The organism is Geodermatophilus sp. URMC 60 (genome assembly GCF_053502585.1).
The window spans coordinates 3,963,641-3,978,100 of sequence record NZ_CP199958.1; the positions used below are offsets into that span (position 1 = coordinate 3,963,641).

General features: G+C 76.7%; 16 protein-coding genes. 7 read left to right on the forward strand and 9 right to left on the reverse strand.

Going from position 1 to position 14,460, the window contains the following annotated elements:
* Positions 1–67: 67 nt before the first annotated feature.
* Together ACWIX3_RS18695 and ACWIX3_RS18700 are read right to left on the reverse strand one after the other, a co-directional pair.
* A complete protein-coding gene (locus ACWIX3_RS18695; protein WP_448608845.1) occupies positions 68–1,291 on the reverse strand; it encodes an MFS transporter in 1,224 nt (407 codons plus the stop codon).
* A 109-nt stretch (positions 1,292–1,400) separates the two neighbouring features.
* Entirely contained in the window at positions 1,401–2,093 is a 693-nt protein-coding gene (locus ACWIX3_RS18700; protein ID WP_448608846.1) for a hypothetical protein, read from the reverse strand.
* A 146-nt stretch (positions 2,094–2,239) separates the two neighbouring features.
* Between ACWIX3_RS18700 and ACWIX3_RS18705 the strand changes: the two genes are divergently transcribed.
* Positions 2,240–2,866, forward strand: coding sequence for a CG0192-related protein (locus tag ACWIX3_RS18705; protein ID WP_448608847.1), 627 nt, complete (start codon positions 2,240–2,242; stop codon positions 2,864–2,866).
* Positions 2,867–2,971: 105 nt separating this feature from the next.
* Here ACWIX3_RS18705 and ACWIX3_RS18710 read toward each other — a convergent pair whose 3' ends face one another.
* Entirely contained in the window at positions 2,972–4,000 is a 1,029-nt protein-coding gene (locus tag ACWIX3_RS18710) for an Atu2307/SP_0267 family LLM class monooxygenase (RefSeq protein ID WP_448608848.1), read from the reverse strand.
* 47 nt (positions 4,001–4,047) lie between these two features.
* Positions 4,048–4,254, reverse strand: a complete 207-nt coding sequence (locus tag ACWIX3_RS18715) for a hypothetical protein (RefSeq protein WP_448608849.1) — start codon at positions 4,252–4,254, stop codon at positions 4,048–4,050.
* Between the two features lie 172 nt (positions 4,255–4,426).
* On the opposite strand from ACWIX3_RS18715, the gene ACWIX3_RS18720 reads away from it, so the two are divergent.
* Entirely contained in the window at positions 4,427–5,359 is a 933-nt protein-coding gene (locus ACWIX3_RS18720) for an alpha/beta hydrolase (RefSeq protein WP_448608850.1), read from the forward strand.
* 54 nt (positions 5,360–5,413) lie between these two features.
* Here the strand turns inward: ACWIX3_RS18720 and ACWIX3_RS18725 are convergent, their stop codons facing one another.
* The 3 genes from ACWIX3_RS18725 to ACWIX3_RS18735 all read right to left on the reverse strand — a co-directional run bounded on the left by ACWIX3_RS18725 (position 5,414) and on the right by ACWIX3_RS18735 (position 7,272).
* Positions 5,414–5,974: a dihydrofolate reductase family protein gene (locus ACWIX3_RS18725; protein WP_448608851.1), complete on the reverse strand. Its 561-nt coding sequence runs from the start codon at positions 5,972–5,974 to the stop codon at positions 5,414–5,416.
* 65 nt (positions 5,975–6,039) lie between these two features.
* Entirely contained in the window at positions 6,040–6,435 is a 396-nt protein-coding gene (locus ACWIX3_RS18730) for a DUF6221 family protein (RefSeq protein WP_448608852.1), read from the reverse strand.
* A gap of 39 nt (positions 6,436–6,474) precedes the next feature.
* Positions 6,475–7,272, reverse strand: a complete 798-nt coding sequence (locus ACWIX3_RS18735) for an alpha/beta fold hydrolase (RefSeq protein WP_448608853.1) — start codon at positions 7,270–7,272, stop codon at positions 6,475–6,477.
* A 114-nt stretch (positions 7,273–7,386) separates the two neighbouring features.
* On the opposite strand from ACWIX3_RS18735, the gene ACWIX3_RS18740 reads away from it, so the two are divergent.
* Together ACWIX3_RS18740 and ACWIX3_RS18745 are read left to right on the forward strand one after the other, a co-directional pair.
* Positions 7,387–8,085 (forward strand): ABC transporter ATP-binding protein, encoded by a 699-nt coding sequence (locus ACWIX3_RS18740; RefSeq protein WP_448608854.1) that lies wholly within the window; start codon positions 7,387–7,389, stop codon positions 8,083–8,085.
* Positions 8,086–8,088: 3 nt separating this feature from the next.
* Complete coding sequence (locus ACWIX3_RS18745) at positions 8,089–9,645, forward strand: DUF6297 family protein (protein ID WP_448608855.1); 1,557 nt, start codon at positions 8,089–8,091, stop codon at positions 9,643–9,645.
* 8 nt (positions 9,646–9,653) lie between these two features.
* Here the strand turns inward: ACWIX3_RS18745 and ggt are convergent, their stop codons facing one another.
* Entirely contained in the window at positions 9,654–11,465 is a 1,812-nt protein-coding gene (ggt, locus tag ACWIX3_RS18750) for a gamma-glutamyltransferase (RefSeq protein ID WP_448608856.1), read from the reverse strand.
* Positions 11,466–11,582: 117 nt separating this feature from the next.
* Between ggt and ACWIX3_RS18755 the strand changes: the two genes are divergently transcribed.
* Genes ACWIX3_RS18755 through nthA form a run of 3 tightly spaced genes read left to right on the forward strand, consistent with a single transcriptional unit; the run spans position 11,583 to position 12,758 of the window.
* Complete coding sequence (locus ACWIX3_RS18755; protein WP_448608857.1) at positions 11,583–11,885, forward strand: hypothetical protein; 303 nt, start codon at positions 11,583–11,585, stop codon at positions 11,883–11,885.
* Positions 11,878–12,168 (forward strand): SH3-like domain-containing protein, encoded by a 291-nt coding sequence (locus ACWIX3_RS18760; RefSeq protein ID WP_448608858.1) that lies wholly within the window; start codon positions 11,878–11,880, stop codon positions 12,166–12,168. The genes ACWIX3_RS18755 and ACWIX3_RS18760 overlap by 8 nt, the downstream gene beginning before the upstream one ends.
* Positions 12,165–12,758 (forward strand): nitrile hydratase subunit alpha, encoded by a 594-nt coding sequence (nthA, locus tag ACWIX3_RS18765; protein ID WP_448608859.1) that lies wholly within the window; start codon positions 12,165–12,167, stop codon positions 12,756–12,758. The genes ACWIX3_RS18760 and nthA overlap by 4 nt, the downstream gene beginning before the upstream one ends.
* A 16-nt stretch (positions 12,759–12,774) precedes the next feature.
* Here nthA and ACWIX3_RS18770 read toward each other — a convergent pair whose 3' ends face one another.
* On the reverse strand, positions 12,775–14,340 hold the full coding sequence (locus ACWIX3_RS18770) for an acyl--CoA ligase family protein (RefSeq protein ID WP_448608860.1): 1,566 nt from the start codon (positions 14,338–14,340) through the stop codon (positions 12,775–12,777).
* Between the last annotated feature and the right edge of the window lie 120 nt (positions 14,341–14,460).

Consider the following 14,460-nt stretch of genomic DNA (forward strand, 5'->3'; position numbering starts at 1 on the left):
CGTCCCGGTGGAGGGCATCTCCTCACACGACGGCGCCGGGTGCCACCCCTCCGCGCCCGCACGCCCGCTACCGGCCGGGGAGGTCACCGGGCGCGGCGGGCGCCGTGCGCGTGCTGCGCGCCGGTGACCGCGCACCGGCGCGGCGCGGCCAGGCGGCCAGCCCCGCGCCCGCACCGAGGACGGCGACCGCGCACAGCAACCCCACGCACGCCGTCCACCCGCCCGCCACGAACAGCGGCGCGGGCGCGACCGCGCCGACGCCCCCGCCCGCGTAGTAGCAGGTCAGGTACAGCCCGACCGCACTGGACCGGGCCGCACCCCCGCTGGCCGCGGCCTGTGCGGTGGCGCACGCCTGGGCGGCGAACACGCCGGTGCACGCCCCCGCCAGCCCGGCCACGACCGCGGCGGTCGCCGGCACCAGGGTCAACCCCAGCCCGGCGAGCACGACCGCGGTGGCCAGCACGAGGACCACCCGACGACCTCTCCACGACACCAGCCGCCCGGTCAGCGGGGTGACGACGACGGCGACGAGGAACACCGCGAACACCGCCCCGACCTGCGCCGTACCCAGTCCGAACGGCGGCCCCGAGAGGTGCAGCCCGGCGTAGGTGAAGGCGCCGACCTGCACGAACAGGACGGCCGCTCCCAGGGCGCAGGTACCGAGCAGCCGCCCGTTCCGCAGGTGGCCGCCGATGCCCCGCAGGGCGCCGAGCAGGCCGGCGGCCGGCGTGAACCGCCGCTCCCGCGGCAGCCAGGCCGCGACCCCGCCGAGCACGGCCAGCAGCACCACCACCAGCGCTCCGAACGCCGCCCGCCAGCCGAACGCGTCCGCGACCACCCCGGACAGGAACCGGCCGAGGAAACCGCCGAACGCCGTTCCGGAGACGTAGAGGCCGGTGACGGCGGCCGCCCGGGTGCCGGGCACCTCCTCGGCGACGTAGGCGACCGCGACCGCGAACACGAAGGGGACGGCCAGCCCCTGCGCGGCCCGCGCGGCCAGCAGCAGGGCGAAGCCGGGTGCTACGGCGCAGGCCGCCGTCGCCACCGCGAGCGCGGCGATCGCCGCCAGCATCACCCGCTTGCGGCCCAGCCGGTCCGACACCACCCCGGCGACCGGCGCCGCGGCCGCGACACCGAGGGCCGTGGCGCTCACCGTCCAGGCGGCCGCCGTGGCGGAGACGCCCAGGTCGGCGCCGAGCGCCGGCAGCAACGGCTGGGTGGCGTAGACGGTCAGCAGCGCCGACAGGCCGAGCAGGAAGACCGCCGTGCTGGTCCCTCCCGGCGTCCGCATCCCGCCCACCGCACCACACGGGGGGCGGGTGCGGACGCCGGGGATCCGCGCGCGCCGGGTGCTGGGCGCCGACCGCTGTCGCGAGAGTGCCGGAGCAGGGGACCGGTGGTCAGGACCCCGACGCGGACGCGGCCGGGATGCCGTCCGGGGAGGCCGCGGCCGTGTCCGCGGGCGGCGTCGGTAGCGGCGGCCTCCTCACGAGTCCGAGCTGCGCCAACGCCTGCTCGTAGCACTCGTGGAGCAGGACCAGCCGGTCGGCCAACCGGTCCACGTACGCGGCCGAGGTGCTGACCGGGGTGGGCTCCAGCATCACGGACCAGAACAGCCGGTCGACGTCCCGGCCGCAGGCGTGGTCGCGCCACTCCACCGGGGACGGGCGGTGGCCGAGGGCGGCCGTGAAGCGCCGCGAGACCGACTCCCGGAGCTTGCCGACGGCCGCGGCGTGGGCGGCGAGGGCGTGCGCGCCCTCGCCGTCGGCCCGGCGCGCGGCGCGGCGCCGTCGACGGGGCGCCGCCGGCCCCGGGACCACCAGTCCGATCGCGCGACCGAGCAGGGGCGTCAGCCGGAACCGGTCGCCGTCCGACAGCCGGTCGTTCGCGTGCCGCAGGACCGCAGCCAGTTCGCCGTCCACGCAGTCCGGGGTGTCGGTGAACGGCTCGCCGGCCAGGAGTGCGGTGTACTCCATGAAGCACGCCCCGCGCACCGGGCTGCGGTGGCTGCCCCGGCCGAGCACCGGCATGGACGCCGGACCCCGGGCGATCGCCCCAGCCTCCTGCACCTGCCGTGCCGGCGTACGTGTCACGGGTGCGCTCCGACCGGTCGCACGAGCGGAGCCCCGACGTCCGCTCTGGGTCGTAGGAGCGTACGGCGGACGGGCGATCCGCGGCAGCCACCGGGGGCGGCACCGCGGACGAGTGGCCGGTGGCACCGGCCCGTACGGTCGCCCTCATGGCACTCATCCACCGGGCCACCCTGCGACCGTCGAAGCTCGAGCTCGTGGCGAGCTGGGTGCCTACCCGGCCGTGGGGCGCCGCGGGCGCGGAACTGGAGCAGGTCGCCGCCTACCGCTTCGACGACCCGGCCGGCGAGGTCGGCACCGAGACCTTCGTCCTGCGCGCCGGCGACACGCTGCTGCACGTGCCGCTGACCTACCGCGGCGCTCCCGTCCCCGAGCTCGAGGGGCACCTGGTGGGGACGACGGAGCACTCGGTGCTCGGCCGGCGCTGGTGCTACGACGCCTGCGCCGACCCGGTCTACGTCGCCGCGTTGGCCGCCGTGGTCCTCACCGGCGCTCCGCAGGCCGAGGAGTACGTCGCGGTCGACGGCGGGGAGGAGCGCCGCGAGCCCACCGCGCACGTCACCGGCAGCGGGACGGAGGCCGACGTCGGGACCCTCGGCGCGCCCACCGCGACCGACGCCGCCGACGCGACGACGGTCCGCGCCGGGGGCCTCGAGCTGGTCGTGCGCCGCGTGCTGACGCCGGGCGTGCCCGCCGACGGCGCCGCGACGCTCACCGGCACCTGGGCCGGCCGGACCGACCCGGTCCTGCTCGCCACCGCGCGCCGCCTCGGCTGAGGCCCGGCCCCGTCCCGCTGGCCTCCCTGCAGGGTCCCGCTGCGAGCTTGCGAGTGGCGGAGGCAGGGAGGTCCTTCTCCGAAGGGCGGGGAGGACGGGGTCCTCTCAGACCCCGGCGACCCGGGGCGCGACCTCCGTGCCCAGCAGCTCGATGCCGCGCAGCAGGTCGGCGTGCGCCAGCCGCGGGTTGGTCATCTGGATCGCGACGCGGTCGACCCCGCCCAGCTGGCCGGAGATCCGCAGCAGCTTGTCCGCCACGGTGTGCGGGTCGCCCATGAAGAAGGCGCCGTTCGGACCGCTCGTCGCGTCGAACTGGGCCCGCGTCGGCTGGGCGAAGCCACGCTCGCGGGAGACCTTGGTGAACATCTCGTGCCAGCCCGGGTAGATCGTGTCTGCGGCGGCCTGCGTGCTCTCCGCGACGTAGCCGAAGACGTGCAGCCCCACCTGCAGGCGCTCGGGCGGGTGCCCGGCCTGCGCGCCGGCCCGGCGGTAGAGGTCGACCAGGGGCCCGAACTGCCGCGGCTCGCCGCCGATGATCGCCACCATCAGCGGCAGGCCGAGCAGCCCGGCCCGGACGAAGGACTCCGGCGTCCCGCCGACACCGACCCAGATCGGCAGCGGGTCCTGCAGCGGCCGCGGGTAGACGCCCTGCCCGGTGAGCGCGGGACGGTGCCGGCCCGACCAGGTGACCTCCTCGGAGTCGCGCAGCCGCAGCAGCAGGTCGAGCTTCTCCTCGAACAGCTCGTCGTAGTCCGACAGCGACAGCCCGAACAGCGGGAACGCCTCGATGAACGAGCCGCGGCCCACGACCAGGTCGACGCGGCCGCGGGAGATGAGGTCCAGCGTGGCGAACTGCTGGAAGACGCGGACCGGGTCGGCGGCGCTGAGCACGGTGACCGCGCTGCCCAGCCGGATCCGGGAGGTGCGCGCGGCGGCGGCGCCCAGGATCACCGGCGGCGCGGAGTCGTAGTACTCCGGGCGGTGGTGCTCACCGATGCCGAACGAGTACAGGCCGACCTCGTCGGCGAGGGCGATCTCCTCCAGCAGGTGCGCCATCCGCTCCTCGGGACCGACGAAGTGCCCGGTCGAGGGGTCGGTCACCGCTGCGACGAAGCTGTCGACGCCGACGTGCACGGCTGTCCTCCTCGGGGTCGGGGCCGCCACCGGCGACGGTCCAGCGTTCAACCAGTGAACCAGGTGGCGCTCCCGGCCCCGAGGTCAGCGGCGGGTCGCCCGGGTCGCCAGCAGCCCAACGCCCCGACGCCGGTGCCGACCACGGCGCACCGGGCACCGCGCTGCGCAGCGCGGCGGGCGGTGGACAGGCCGATGCCGCAGGAGGCACCGGTGAGGACGACGACCTGCTGGTCGAGCGCACGGAGACGGACCACGACGAGCCCCCGGAGCCGGCGCGCCGGGTCGTACCCGGCGACGGGCAGGGCGCCCGGGGCTCGACGCCGTCGTCACTTCCGACCGGAAGCGGTGCGGACACCCGAGTGCCGGAACCGTCGCCGGGCGCGGATAGGTTGCCGTGACCCAGCACACGCACGCACAGGAGGTCCGGTGCCGGTCGACCCGCACATCGCCGCTCTGCTCACCATGCTCGCGGAGACCGGCCTGCCGCCCATGCACGAGGGGACGGCGGAGGCCGCCCGGACCCAGTACCTGACGCTGAGCGCCGCGCGCTCCCCGGACCTGGTCGTGCCGGTCGGAGCGGTCGAGGACACCACCGTGCCCGGCGCCGAGGGCGACCTGCGTGCCCGCGTGTACCGGCCCGAGGGCGAGGGCCCCTTCCCCACCGTCGCCTTCTTCCACGGTGGCGGCTGGGTGATCGGCGACCTCGACACCCACGACCGGTCGGTGCGGGAGATCTGCCGCGGCAGTCGCGCGGTCGTCGTCGCCGTCGACTACCGGCTCGCCCCCGAGCACCCCTTCCCCGCCGCGGCCGAGGACGCCGTCGCCGCCGCCCGCTGGATCGCCGCGCACCGAGGCGAGCTGGGCGGGGACGACCGGCTGGCCGTGGCCGGCGACAGCGCCGGCGGCAACCTCGCCGCCGTCGTCGCCCAGCAGCTGACCGCCGAGGGCACCCCGCTGGTCGCGCAGCTGCTCGTCTACCCGGCGGTCGACGCGCTCGGCGACTACCCCTCGCGCACGGAGAACGCCCGCGGCTACTTCCTCGAGCAGCCGACCATGGACTGGTTCTACGGCCACTACGCCGGCGCCTGGGACGACGCCAAGGACCCGCGGCTGTCCCCGCTGCACGCCGCCGACCTCTCCGGGCTGCCGCCGGCGGTCGTCGTCACCGCGGAGTACGACCCGCTGCGCGACGAGGGCGAGGCCTACGGCGAGGCGCTGCGCGCGGCGGGGGTGGAGGCCCGGGTCCGCCGGTACGACGGGCTGATCCACGGCTTCTTCGCCATGGGCGCGGTGTCCCCGGCGGCGCAGGCCGCCGTCGACGAGTCCTGCGCGGCCTTCGGGGAGCTGCTGCACCGCTGAGCCGCGGTCCCTCGGAACGGCGGGGAGCCGTCCCGGGAGAACGCCGCCCGGGGCTCAGCCGGTGGCGTACCGGGTGTAGGTGATGCCGCTGCGGAAGCCCCGGCACTCGACCAGCTCGAGCCGCCCCTCCGCGGCGCCGTCGGGGAACAACCGGCGGCCGCGGCCCTGGACGACCGGGTAGGTGAACAGCCGGTACTCGTCGACGAGCCCGGCGCCGATCAGCGTGTGGCAGAGGGTGATGCTGCCGGTGAGGACGATGTCGGCGCCCGGCTGCTCCTTGAGGGCGCGCACCTGCTCGACCGGGTCGCCGGCCAGGACGGTGGTGTGCTGCCAGCCGGGCTCGGTGAGGGTCGAGGAGACGACGTACTTCTGCACCCGGTCCAGGTAGGCGCTGATGCCGGTCGGGTCGTCGGTCCGCCCCGGCCAGTAGCTGCGGAAGCTCTCGAACGTCCGCCGGCCGACGAGGAGGGCGTCGGCCCGCTCGTCCTGGCGGTGGATCTCCTCGACCAGGTCGGAGCTGTCCACCCCCGCTTGCCCCTGCGGGTCGAACCACTCGCCGAGCATCTCCACCGCGCCGTCGACGGTCGTGTTCTGGGTGATCGCGAGCGTGCGCACCGTGCCTCCCGGGGATCGGTCTCTCCGCAGTACCGACCCCGGGGGGACGCCGGACTCATCGGCGGTCAGGGGCGCCAGGCCGGCCGGTAGTCGGGGTGGGCGGCGTAGGGCAGCGCGAGCAGCGCCAGGGTGAGCGCGGCCAGCTGGTGCAGATCGGTCGGCGGGAGCGGGAAGTCCAGGCCCTCCGGGCGGGCGCCGAGCAGCCGCAGGTCGGGCCGGGCGTCGCGGCAGGCCAGCACGAGCCGCCGCTTGGCGGCGCTCTCGGCGAGCACCCGTGCCGGGTCGTGGTGGGCGACGTGGTCGGCAGCGCCCTGCGGCGCGGTCACGCCGCCGTCCCACGACTCGAGGCCGGTCGCCCGGGCGGCGAGGGCCGCCAGCCGCTGGTCCTCGGCGATCCGCGCCAGGAGGAAGCCGTCGAGGTCGGGTTCGAGGTCCGGTTCGAGACCCGGGTCGGCGTCCATGCCGCAGTCTCCCGCCGCCGACCGTCGTCCGGAGAGCGTTCAGTCCCGGCGGTAGAAGTCCGCGAGGGCGGGCGCGAGGACCTCGACCGGCACCTCGTGGAAGCCACCCGCCAGGCGGGCGTGCTTACCGGCGGGCAGCGCGGCCGCCAGTTCCTCGGTGGCCCGTCCCATCCAGGGCAGCGTGGTGCCCGTGCTCGTCACCGCCAGCACCGGCACGTCGACGCGCGCCAGCAGGTCGACCGGCAGGGACTGGTCGTCGCCGCCCATGGCCAGGCCGTCGTAGCGCAGCGTGGGTGCCATCTCCTCCAGGGTGTGCCACATCGGCGTCCCCCGGAACTGGTCCACCACCTCGGCCGGGAGCCCGACGACCCTGGTCTGGAAGTACTCGACCAGGCCGGACCGGTCGCCGGCGTCGACGAAGCCCTGCAGCGTCTCCATGTAGCGCTCCGGGGCCGGGGGCGCGCCCTCCACCCGGTAGGGCGGCTCGAGCACCGACAGCCGCGCCACCGGCACCCCGGCGGCCACGGCACGGAGCAGCAGCGCGCCGCCCGACGAGACGCCGTGGGCGTACGCCCTCCGGTCCCGCCCCGCCGCGTCGATCACCGCGGCGAGGTCCTCGATCTCGCGCTCCAGCGCGTACGGCTGGGTGTCCCCGCTGCCCCCGCGGCCCCGGCGGTCGTAGGACACCGCGCGGAACCCCCGGTCGGCCAGCGCCCGAGCCAGCGGCGCCCACGTACCCCGGTCGTTGAACGCGCCCCCGACCACCACGACCAGGGGCCCGTCGCCCCAGGCCTCGTAGGCGATCGTCGTGCCGTCCGCGGACGTCGTCCCGGCCATGCCGTCCTCCCGTCGCTCCTGCCGCTCTGCGTTGTACCGACCCCTGGGCCCGTGGGGAGTCATCGCCGCGTCGCCGACCTGCGGCGTCGCCGGCTGCACCTAGGTTGGTCGCCGATGGACCGCGCCATGCGTCAGCCCGACCTGCTCGCCGCCGATGATCTCTCCGTGGGGCACGGAGCCGTCCCCGTGTGCGCTCCGGTGGACCTCCGCCTGGCCGCCGGGCGCGCCCTGGCCGTCGTCGGCCCCAACGGCTCGGGCAAGTCCACGCTGCTGCGCACGCTCGTCGGCCTGCTCGAGCCGCTCGCCGGCACCGTCGCCTTCGCCGGCGCGCCGGTCGACGAGCGGTCGGCGGCCTTCCGGCGCGACGTCGCCGCCGTCCTGGACGACGACTCGTTCTTCGTCTCGCTCACCGGCCGCGAGCACCTGCTGCTCACCGCGCGCGGGCACGGTGTGGCCGCGGCCGAGGAGGTGGTGGGCGCCGAGGTCGAGGCGTTCGGCCTCGGAGAGCGCGCCGACGCGCTGCCCTCGGCGCTCTCCTCCGGGCAGCGGCGGCGGCTGGCGCTGGCGGCCGCGTTCGTCCGCCCGGCCCGGCTCCTGGTGCTCGACGAGCCCGAGCGCCGGCTGGACGCCGGCATGCGGACCCGGCTGGCCGCGCGGCTCGTCGCGCTGCGCGACGCCGGCACCGCCGTGCTGTTCGCCAGCCACGACGCCGACCTGGTCGCGACGGTCGCCGACGAGGTCCTCGTGGTGGACGACGACGCCTGCCGGCTGCTGGCGCCCGCCGAGGCCGCCGGCCGCCTCGCGGAGCTCTGACCGGTGACCGCCCACGCGACCGTGGCGCCGCTGGACGGTGCGGCGGTGCGCCGCTGGACCCGCCGCGCCACGGCCGCCCGGGCGCGCACCACCCTGTCCGAGCGGCTCTCCGAAGCCTGGGGCGGGCTCGTGTCGGCCGGGATCGGCGTGGCGGTCGCCGGCGGCAGCCTCGCGTCGCTGCGCGAGCGGATCGCCCTGGCCGGCGCGCCGGTCACCGGGACGACGCTGCCCGCCTCCCTCACCTCCGCCGCGCTGGCGCTGCTCGCACTGGCCGGCGTGGTCGTCGTCCTGGCCCGGCTCGGGCCGGTCAGCGCCACGCCGGCGGCCGCGGCGTGGTGGCTGCCGCTGCCCGCCGACCGCCGCGGCCTGCTCCGCGGCGAGCTGGTGCGGCTGGCCGCCGCCGTCGGGGTCCTGGCCGTGCTGCTGGCGCTGCCGCTGGTGTTCGGGGCCGCCGCCGCGCCGACGACGGCCTCCGTGCTGGGCGGCCTGGGCTGGGCGGTCACGCCGGCCGTCGGCGTGGTCGGCGGGACGGCGCTGCTGCAGACCCACCGTCGCGGCCGCGGGGTGGCGGCGGCCGCCGGAGCGGTCGCGGGGGCCGCCGCCGTCGTCCCCGCGGTCGTCGGCACCCTCGCCGCGGTGGGTGGCACGCGGGTCGGCGTACCGGCCGTCGGCACCCCGCCGGGCTGGGCCCTCGCGGTCGCCGCGGTCGCCGCGGCGACGCTGCTCGTGCACGCCGACCGGGGCCTGGGCCGGCTGGACGCCGGCCGGCTGCTCGCGGGCGGGGTGACGGCGAGCTCCGCCGGCGGCTCGCTGCTCTCGCTGGACACCCGGCAGCTGGGCCGCGCGCTGGCCGGCCGGGACCGGCCGCCCCGCCGCAGCCGCCGCTTCGCCGCGGTGCGCCGCCCCTGGCAGGCGGTCGTGGCCGCCGACCTCGCCGTGCTCGTCCGCGGCCGGTGGCAGCTCGGCCAGCTCGCCGTCGCGGCGGCCGTGCCGGTCGTCGTCGCCCGCACCGAGGGGCTGGGCGCGCTGCCGCCGCTGGTCTGGGTCGGTTGCCTGGTCGGCTGGGGGCTGGCCGCCACGGCGGCCGGCCGGGCCGCCCGGGAGGCTCACGGCGCACCGGAGCTCGACCGGCTCTTCGCGCTGTCGGCCGCGGGGGTGGTGCGCAGCCGCGCCGTCGTCCCCCTGGTCGTCACCGCGCTGGTCTGCACCCTCAGCGGGCTGCTGCTGGGCGTCGGCACGGGTCAGGTGGGCACCTGGGCGCTGCTGGGCCTGGCCGTGGCCCCGGCGTGGGCGGCGGCCGCCCTGCGCGGGGCGACGCGCCCGGACCCGGACTGGTCCGGCCCCGTCGTCTCCACCCCGATGGGCGTGCTGCCGGCCGGGGTCGGCGCCACGCTCGTGCAGGGGGTGGACGTCGGCGTCGTCGGCAGCCTGCCGCTGCTCGTCGCGCTGACGACCGGCGGGCCGACCCTCCTGCTCGCCGCGGTCCAGGCGGGATGGTCGCTGCTGCTGGCCGGCGCGGTGCTGGCCCACCGCGCGCGACGGCGGTCGCGGGAGAGCTGACCCCGGGATCAGCCGTCGCCGGGGTGCACCACCCCGGCGCTGCCGCCACCGCGCCGCACGGTCTCGGCGGCCGCCAGCAGCCGGCCGTCGGGCAGGAACTCGACGCCGGTGGCGGCCCCGATCTCGTCGACCGGCGCGAAGGCGTGCCCGCGGGCGGTCAGCTCGGCGCCGTACGCGTCGAGGAAGGCGGGCTCGGCGTCGGCCGTCGCGGCGTTGCGCTGGCTGGCCCGCGGGGCCGCGATCGCGTCGGCCAGGTCGGCGCCGCGGTCCAGCCGGTCCACCAGCGTCTGCAGCACGGTGGTGATGATCGTGGCGCCGCCGGGCGAGCCGAGGGCCAGCAGCGGCTCGCCGTCCTGCAGCACGATCGTCGGCGCCATGCTGCTGCGCGGCCGCTTGCCCGGAGCGGGCAGGTTCGGCTCGGGTCGGGTCGGGTCGGCGGGCGCGAAGGTGAAGTCGGTCAGCTCGTTGTTCAGCAGGAACCCGCGGTCTGGGACGGTGATCCCGCTGCCGCCGGTCTGCTCGATGGTCAGCGTGTAGGCGGCCACGTTCCCCTCGGCGTCGGCCACGGTGAGGTGCGTGGTGGACGGCCCTTCCCGGCCGCCGTCGCCGGTAGAGGCGGCCGGGGCCGGGCACGGGCCGTACTCGCCGTCCGGGACGCCCGCCGGCACCGGCTTGGGCGCCGCCCGGTCCGGGTCGACCAGACAGGCCCGTTCGGCGGCGGAGGCGTCGGAGAGCAGCTCGGCCAGCGGCACCTGGGTGTGAGCCGGGTCGCCGACGTAGGCGTTGCGGTCGGCGAAGGCCAGCGCGCTCGCCTCCAGGTAGGCGTGCAGGACGTCGGCCTCGGGCAGCGCGGCCAGGTCGGTGCCCTCCAGCACGTTCAGGGCCTCGCCGACGGTCGAGCCACCGCTGGACGGCGGCGCCATCCCGTAGACCTCCAGGCCCCGGTACCCGACGCGCGTCGGCTCGCGCAGCGGCGCCTCGTACGCGGCGAGGTCGGACTCCGCCAGCAGGCCGGCCCGCACCGGGTCGGCGCCGTCCGCCACCGGGGGCTCCTGCGCCGTCCGCACGACCTCCTCGCCCAGGTCCCCGGTGTAGAGGACCTCGACGCCCTTCGCGGCCAGCAGCTCGTAGGTGCCCGCCAGGTCGGGGTTGCGGAAGACCGAGCCCACCTCGGGCAGCGCGCCGCCGGGCAGGAACAGCTCGGCGGACGGCGTGAAGCGGCGGAACCTCTCCTCGTTGTCGGCGGTCTGCTGGCGGAACGTCTCGTCGACGACGAAGCCCTCCTCGGCCAGCTCGGTGCCGCCCTGCAGCACCTCGGCCAGCGACAGCGAGCCGAACTCGTCGAGCGCCCGCTGCCACGTCAGCGGGGTCCCCGGCGTGCCGACCGACAGGCCGCTCGTCACCGCCTCCTCGAAGGGCAGCGGCTCGCCGTCCTCCCCGAGGAAGGCGTCGGCCCCCATCGCCTGCGGCGCGGTCTCCCGGCCGTCGACCGTGGTCACCTCCCCGGTCGCGGCGTCGAAGTACACGAAGAAGCCGCCGCCCCCGACGCCTGCCGAGTAGGGCTCGGTGACGCCGAGCGCGGCGGCCGCGGCCACCGCCGCGTCGGCGGCGTTGCCGCCCGCGACCAGGACCTCCAGGCCCACCCGGGTGGCGTCCGGGTCCACCGTCGCGACCGCGCCTCCCGTCCCGACCGCACGGGGCACCTTCTCCGGCGGCGGGACGGCGGCGCCCCCGGGCGCGGCGGCCGCGGTGCCGGCCGGGGCGATCCCGGCCAGGACGGCGGCGGTCAGGGCGGTCACGGCGGTGCGTCGACGCGGCACGGGGACTCCTCGGGCGTCGGGACGGTCGAGGTCCAGGAGCCCAGCCTGCTCCTGGCCTCCCCGGCCCGCTCGTCGGCGCACTGGACCGGGCCCCGTGCGACGGCGTAGGAACACGGGGTGAGCCGCATCAACGACGTCGGCGGCATGGTGGGCTTCCCCGCCATCGCCGAGGAGCCCGACGAGCCGGCCTTCCACGCCGACTGGGAAGCCCACGTCCTCGCCCTCAACGCCGCGCTCATCCGGCGGGGTGTCTACAACCTCGACGAGTTCCGCGACGCCATCGAGCGGATGCCGCCGGACGCCTACCTCTCGAGCTCCTACTACGAGAAGTGGTTCACGGCCATCACCACGCTGCTGGTGGAGAAGGGTGTGGCGACGCCGGAGGAGCTCGCCGCGCCCGGGGACGCGCACGGTGCCTGACCGCTTCGCCCCCGGGGACGCGGTGCGGACCAGCACCGCCGACCCGGCCTGGCACACCCGGCTGCCGCGGTACGCCCGCGGCGCCGTCGGCCGGGTGGTCGAGCTCGCCGGGCACCACCCCCTGGCCGACGACCGGGCCCGCGGCCGGCCGGGGGCGACGCAGGCCGTCTACCACGTGCGGTTCTCGGCGGCGGACCTGTTCGGCGAGGGCGACCACGCCGTGACCGTGGAGCTCTGGGAGGACTACCTGGAGCCCGCCGACCCCCGAGGAGGGACACGATGAGCGGGGACCACCACGGCAGCTCGGCGATCTCCGAGCGGGTACGGCACGTCGAGGCGCTGCTGGAGGCGCGCGGCCTGGTCGACGAGGGCGAGATCGACCGCCGCATCGACGAGTTCCTGGCCGGCGGCTCCCCGGCCAACGGAGCCCGGATCACCGCGCGCGCCTGGGTCGACCCGGGCTTCCGGGACCGGCTGCTCGCCGACGCCAACGCGGCGATCAGGGAGGTCGGGCTGTCGATGTCCGGCGGCCTGCAGGAGCAGCGGCTGAAGGTCGTGGCGAACACCCCGGAGGAGCACAACGTGGTGGTCTGCACCCTGTGCTCCTGCTACCCGATCGCGCTGCTGGGCCCCTCCCCGTCCTGGTACAAGAGCGAGGCCTACCGGTCGCGGGTCGTGCGGGACCCGCGCGGCGTGCTGGCGGAGTTCGGGCTCGACCTGCCGGCGACGACGCGCATCAGCGTGTGGGACGCCAGTGCGGAGTCGCGCTACATGGTGGTCCCGCGCCGGCCCGAGGGAACCGACGGGATGTCGGAGGACGAGCTCGCCGGCCTGGTCACCCGCAAGGGCCTGATCGGGACCGCCGCCGTCTGACGCGCCGCCCGGCGGGTCAGCCGGAGGAGCGCTCACGCAGCAGGTTCTTCTGCACCTTGCCGGTGGAGGTCTTCGGCAGGTCCCCGTAGAGGAACCGCTTGGGCACCTTGAACCCCGCCAGGCGCGACCGCACGAAGGCCGCGAGCTCCTCGTCGGTGACCTCGCTGCCGGCCCGCAGCGTCACGTGCGCGACCGGGACCTCCCCCCACTTCTCGTGGGGCTCGGCGACCACGGCGGACTCCAGGACGGCGGGGTGGGCGTCCAGGGCCCGCTCGACCTCCACCGAGGAGATGTTCTCGCCGCCGGAGATGATGATGTCCTTGCTGCGGTCCCGGATCTCGAGGTAGCCGTCGGGGTGGACGACCGCGAGGTCGCCGGTGCGGAACCAACCGGGTCCGCCGTCGGGCCCCGGCAGCGTCGCCTTCGCCGTCGCCTCTTCGTCCTGGTAGTAGCCGAGCATGACGTCGTTCCCGCGGGCGACGATCTCCCCGATCGTCTCCCCGTCGCGGGGCACGTCGGCGCCGTCCTCCCCCACCACGCGCAGCGGCTCGGCGACCACGTTCGAGACACCCTGCCGGGCCTTGAGCTCGGCCTGCCGCTGCTCCGGGAGGTCGTCCCACTCGGGGTGCCACTGGTTGACCGCCACCGGCCCGTAGGTCTCGGTGAGCCCGTACAGGTGGGTGACGTCCATGTCCAGCGCGGACATCCGGGCCAGCAGGGTCGGGGTGGGCGGCGCGCCGCCGGTCTGCACGGCGACCCGCGGGGAGACCGGGCCGGCCTCCGCCTCCTCGGCGTTGGCGATCATGGTCAGCACGGTCGGTGCCGCACTGAAGTGCGTGATGCCCTCGGTGCGCAGCAGCTGCCAGATGCGGGCGGGCTCGACCCGCGGCAGGCACACGTGGGTCGCACCCCCGGCCGACACCGCCCAGGGGAAGCACCAGCCGTCGCAGTGGAACATCGGCAGCGTCCACAGGTACTGGCTGCCCGGGGCCAGCCCGGTGTGCAGCGCCATCGCCATCGCCTGCAGGTAGGCCCCCCGGTGGCTGTACATGACGCCCTTGGGCCGGCCGGTCGTGCCGGAGGTGTAGTTGAGCGCCAGCAGGCTCCACTCGTCCTCGCACGGCCGCGCCAGGGGCTCGGCCGCGGCCAGCAGCTGCTCGTACTCGTCGGCCTCGCCGCCGGCCACCACGACCGGGATACCCGCCGCGGCGCCGACCTCGGTGGCGGCCGCGGCGAACGCGGCGTCGGCGATGAGGACCGCGGCGCCGGAGTGCCGCAGGATGTACTCCAGCTCGCCCGTCCTCAGCCGCGTGTTGAGCGGGACCAGGACGGCTCCCGCCCACGGCACGCCGTTGTGCAGCTCGAGCATCGCCGAGCTGTTCGTGCACAGTGCGGCCACCCGGTCACCGGGCGCGACGCCGCGGGCCGCGAGGGCCCCGGCGAGCCGGCGCGAGCGGTCCGCGAACTCCCGGTAGGTGAAGCGCCGGTCGCCGTCGACCACCGCCGTGCGCTCGGGGAAGACCCGCGCGGAGCGCGCGAGGAAGGCGGTCGGGGTCAGCTGGGCGGAACTGAAGGTCGCCACCTGGTCTCCTGAGGGCGCGGTGCGGACGGTCTCGGTGGGTGGATTGCCGGAAGGGTCCCCGGACAACCGTCCACCGACGTCCCGCCCGGCGCGCGCCGGTCAGGTCTGCAGCAGGGCCCA

Excerpts from the sequence above, each read along its gene's own strand:
- ACWIX3_RS18695 (WP_448608845.1), bottom strand. The coding sequence starts at position 1,291 with ATGCGGACGCCGGGAGGGACCAGCACGGCGGTCTTCCTGCTCGGCCTG.
- ACWIX3_RS18705 (WP_448608847.1), top strand. The coding sequence starts at position 2,240 with ATGGCACTCATCCACCGGGCCACCCTGCGACCGTCGAAGCTCGAGCTC.
- ACWIX3_RS18730 (WP_448608852.1), bottom strand. The coding sequence starts at position 6,435 with ATGGACGCCGACCCGGGTCTCGAACCGGACCTCGAACCCGACCTCGAC.
- ACWIX3_RS18735 (WP_448608853.1), bottom strand. The coding sequence starts at position 7,272 with ATGGCCGGGACGACGTCCGCGGACGGCACGACGATCGCCTACGAGGCC.
- ACWIX3_RS18740 (WP_448608854.1), top strand. The coding sequence starts at position 7,387 with ATGGACCGCGCCATGCGTCAGCCCGACCTGCTCGCCGCCGATGATCTC.
- nthA (WP_448608859.1), top strand. The coding sequence starts at position 12,165 with ATGAGCGGGGACCACCACGGCAGCTCGGCGATCTCCGAGCGGGTACGG.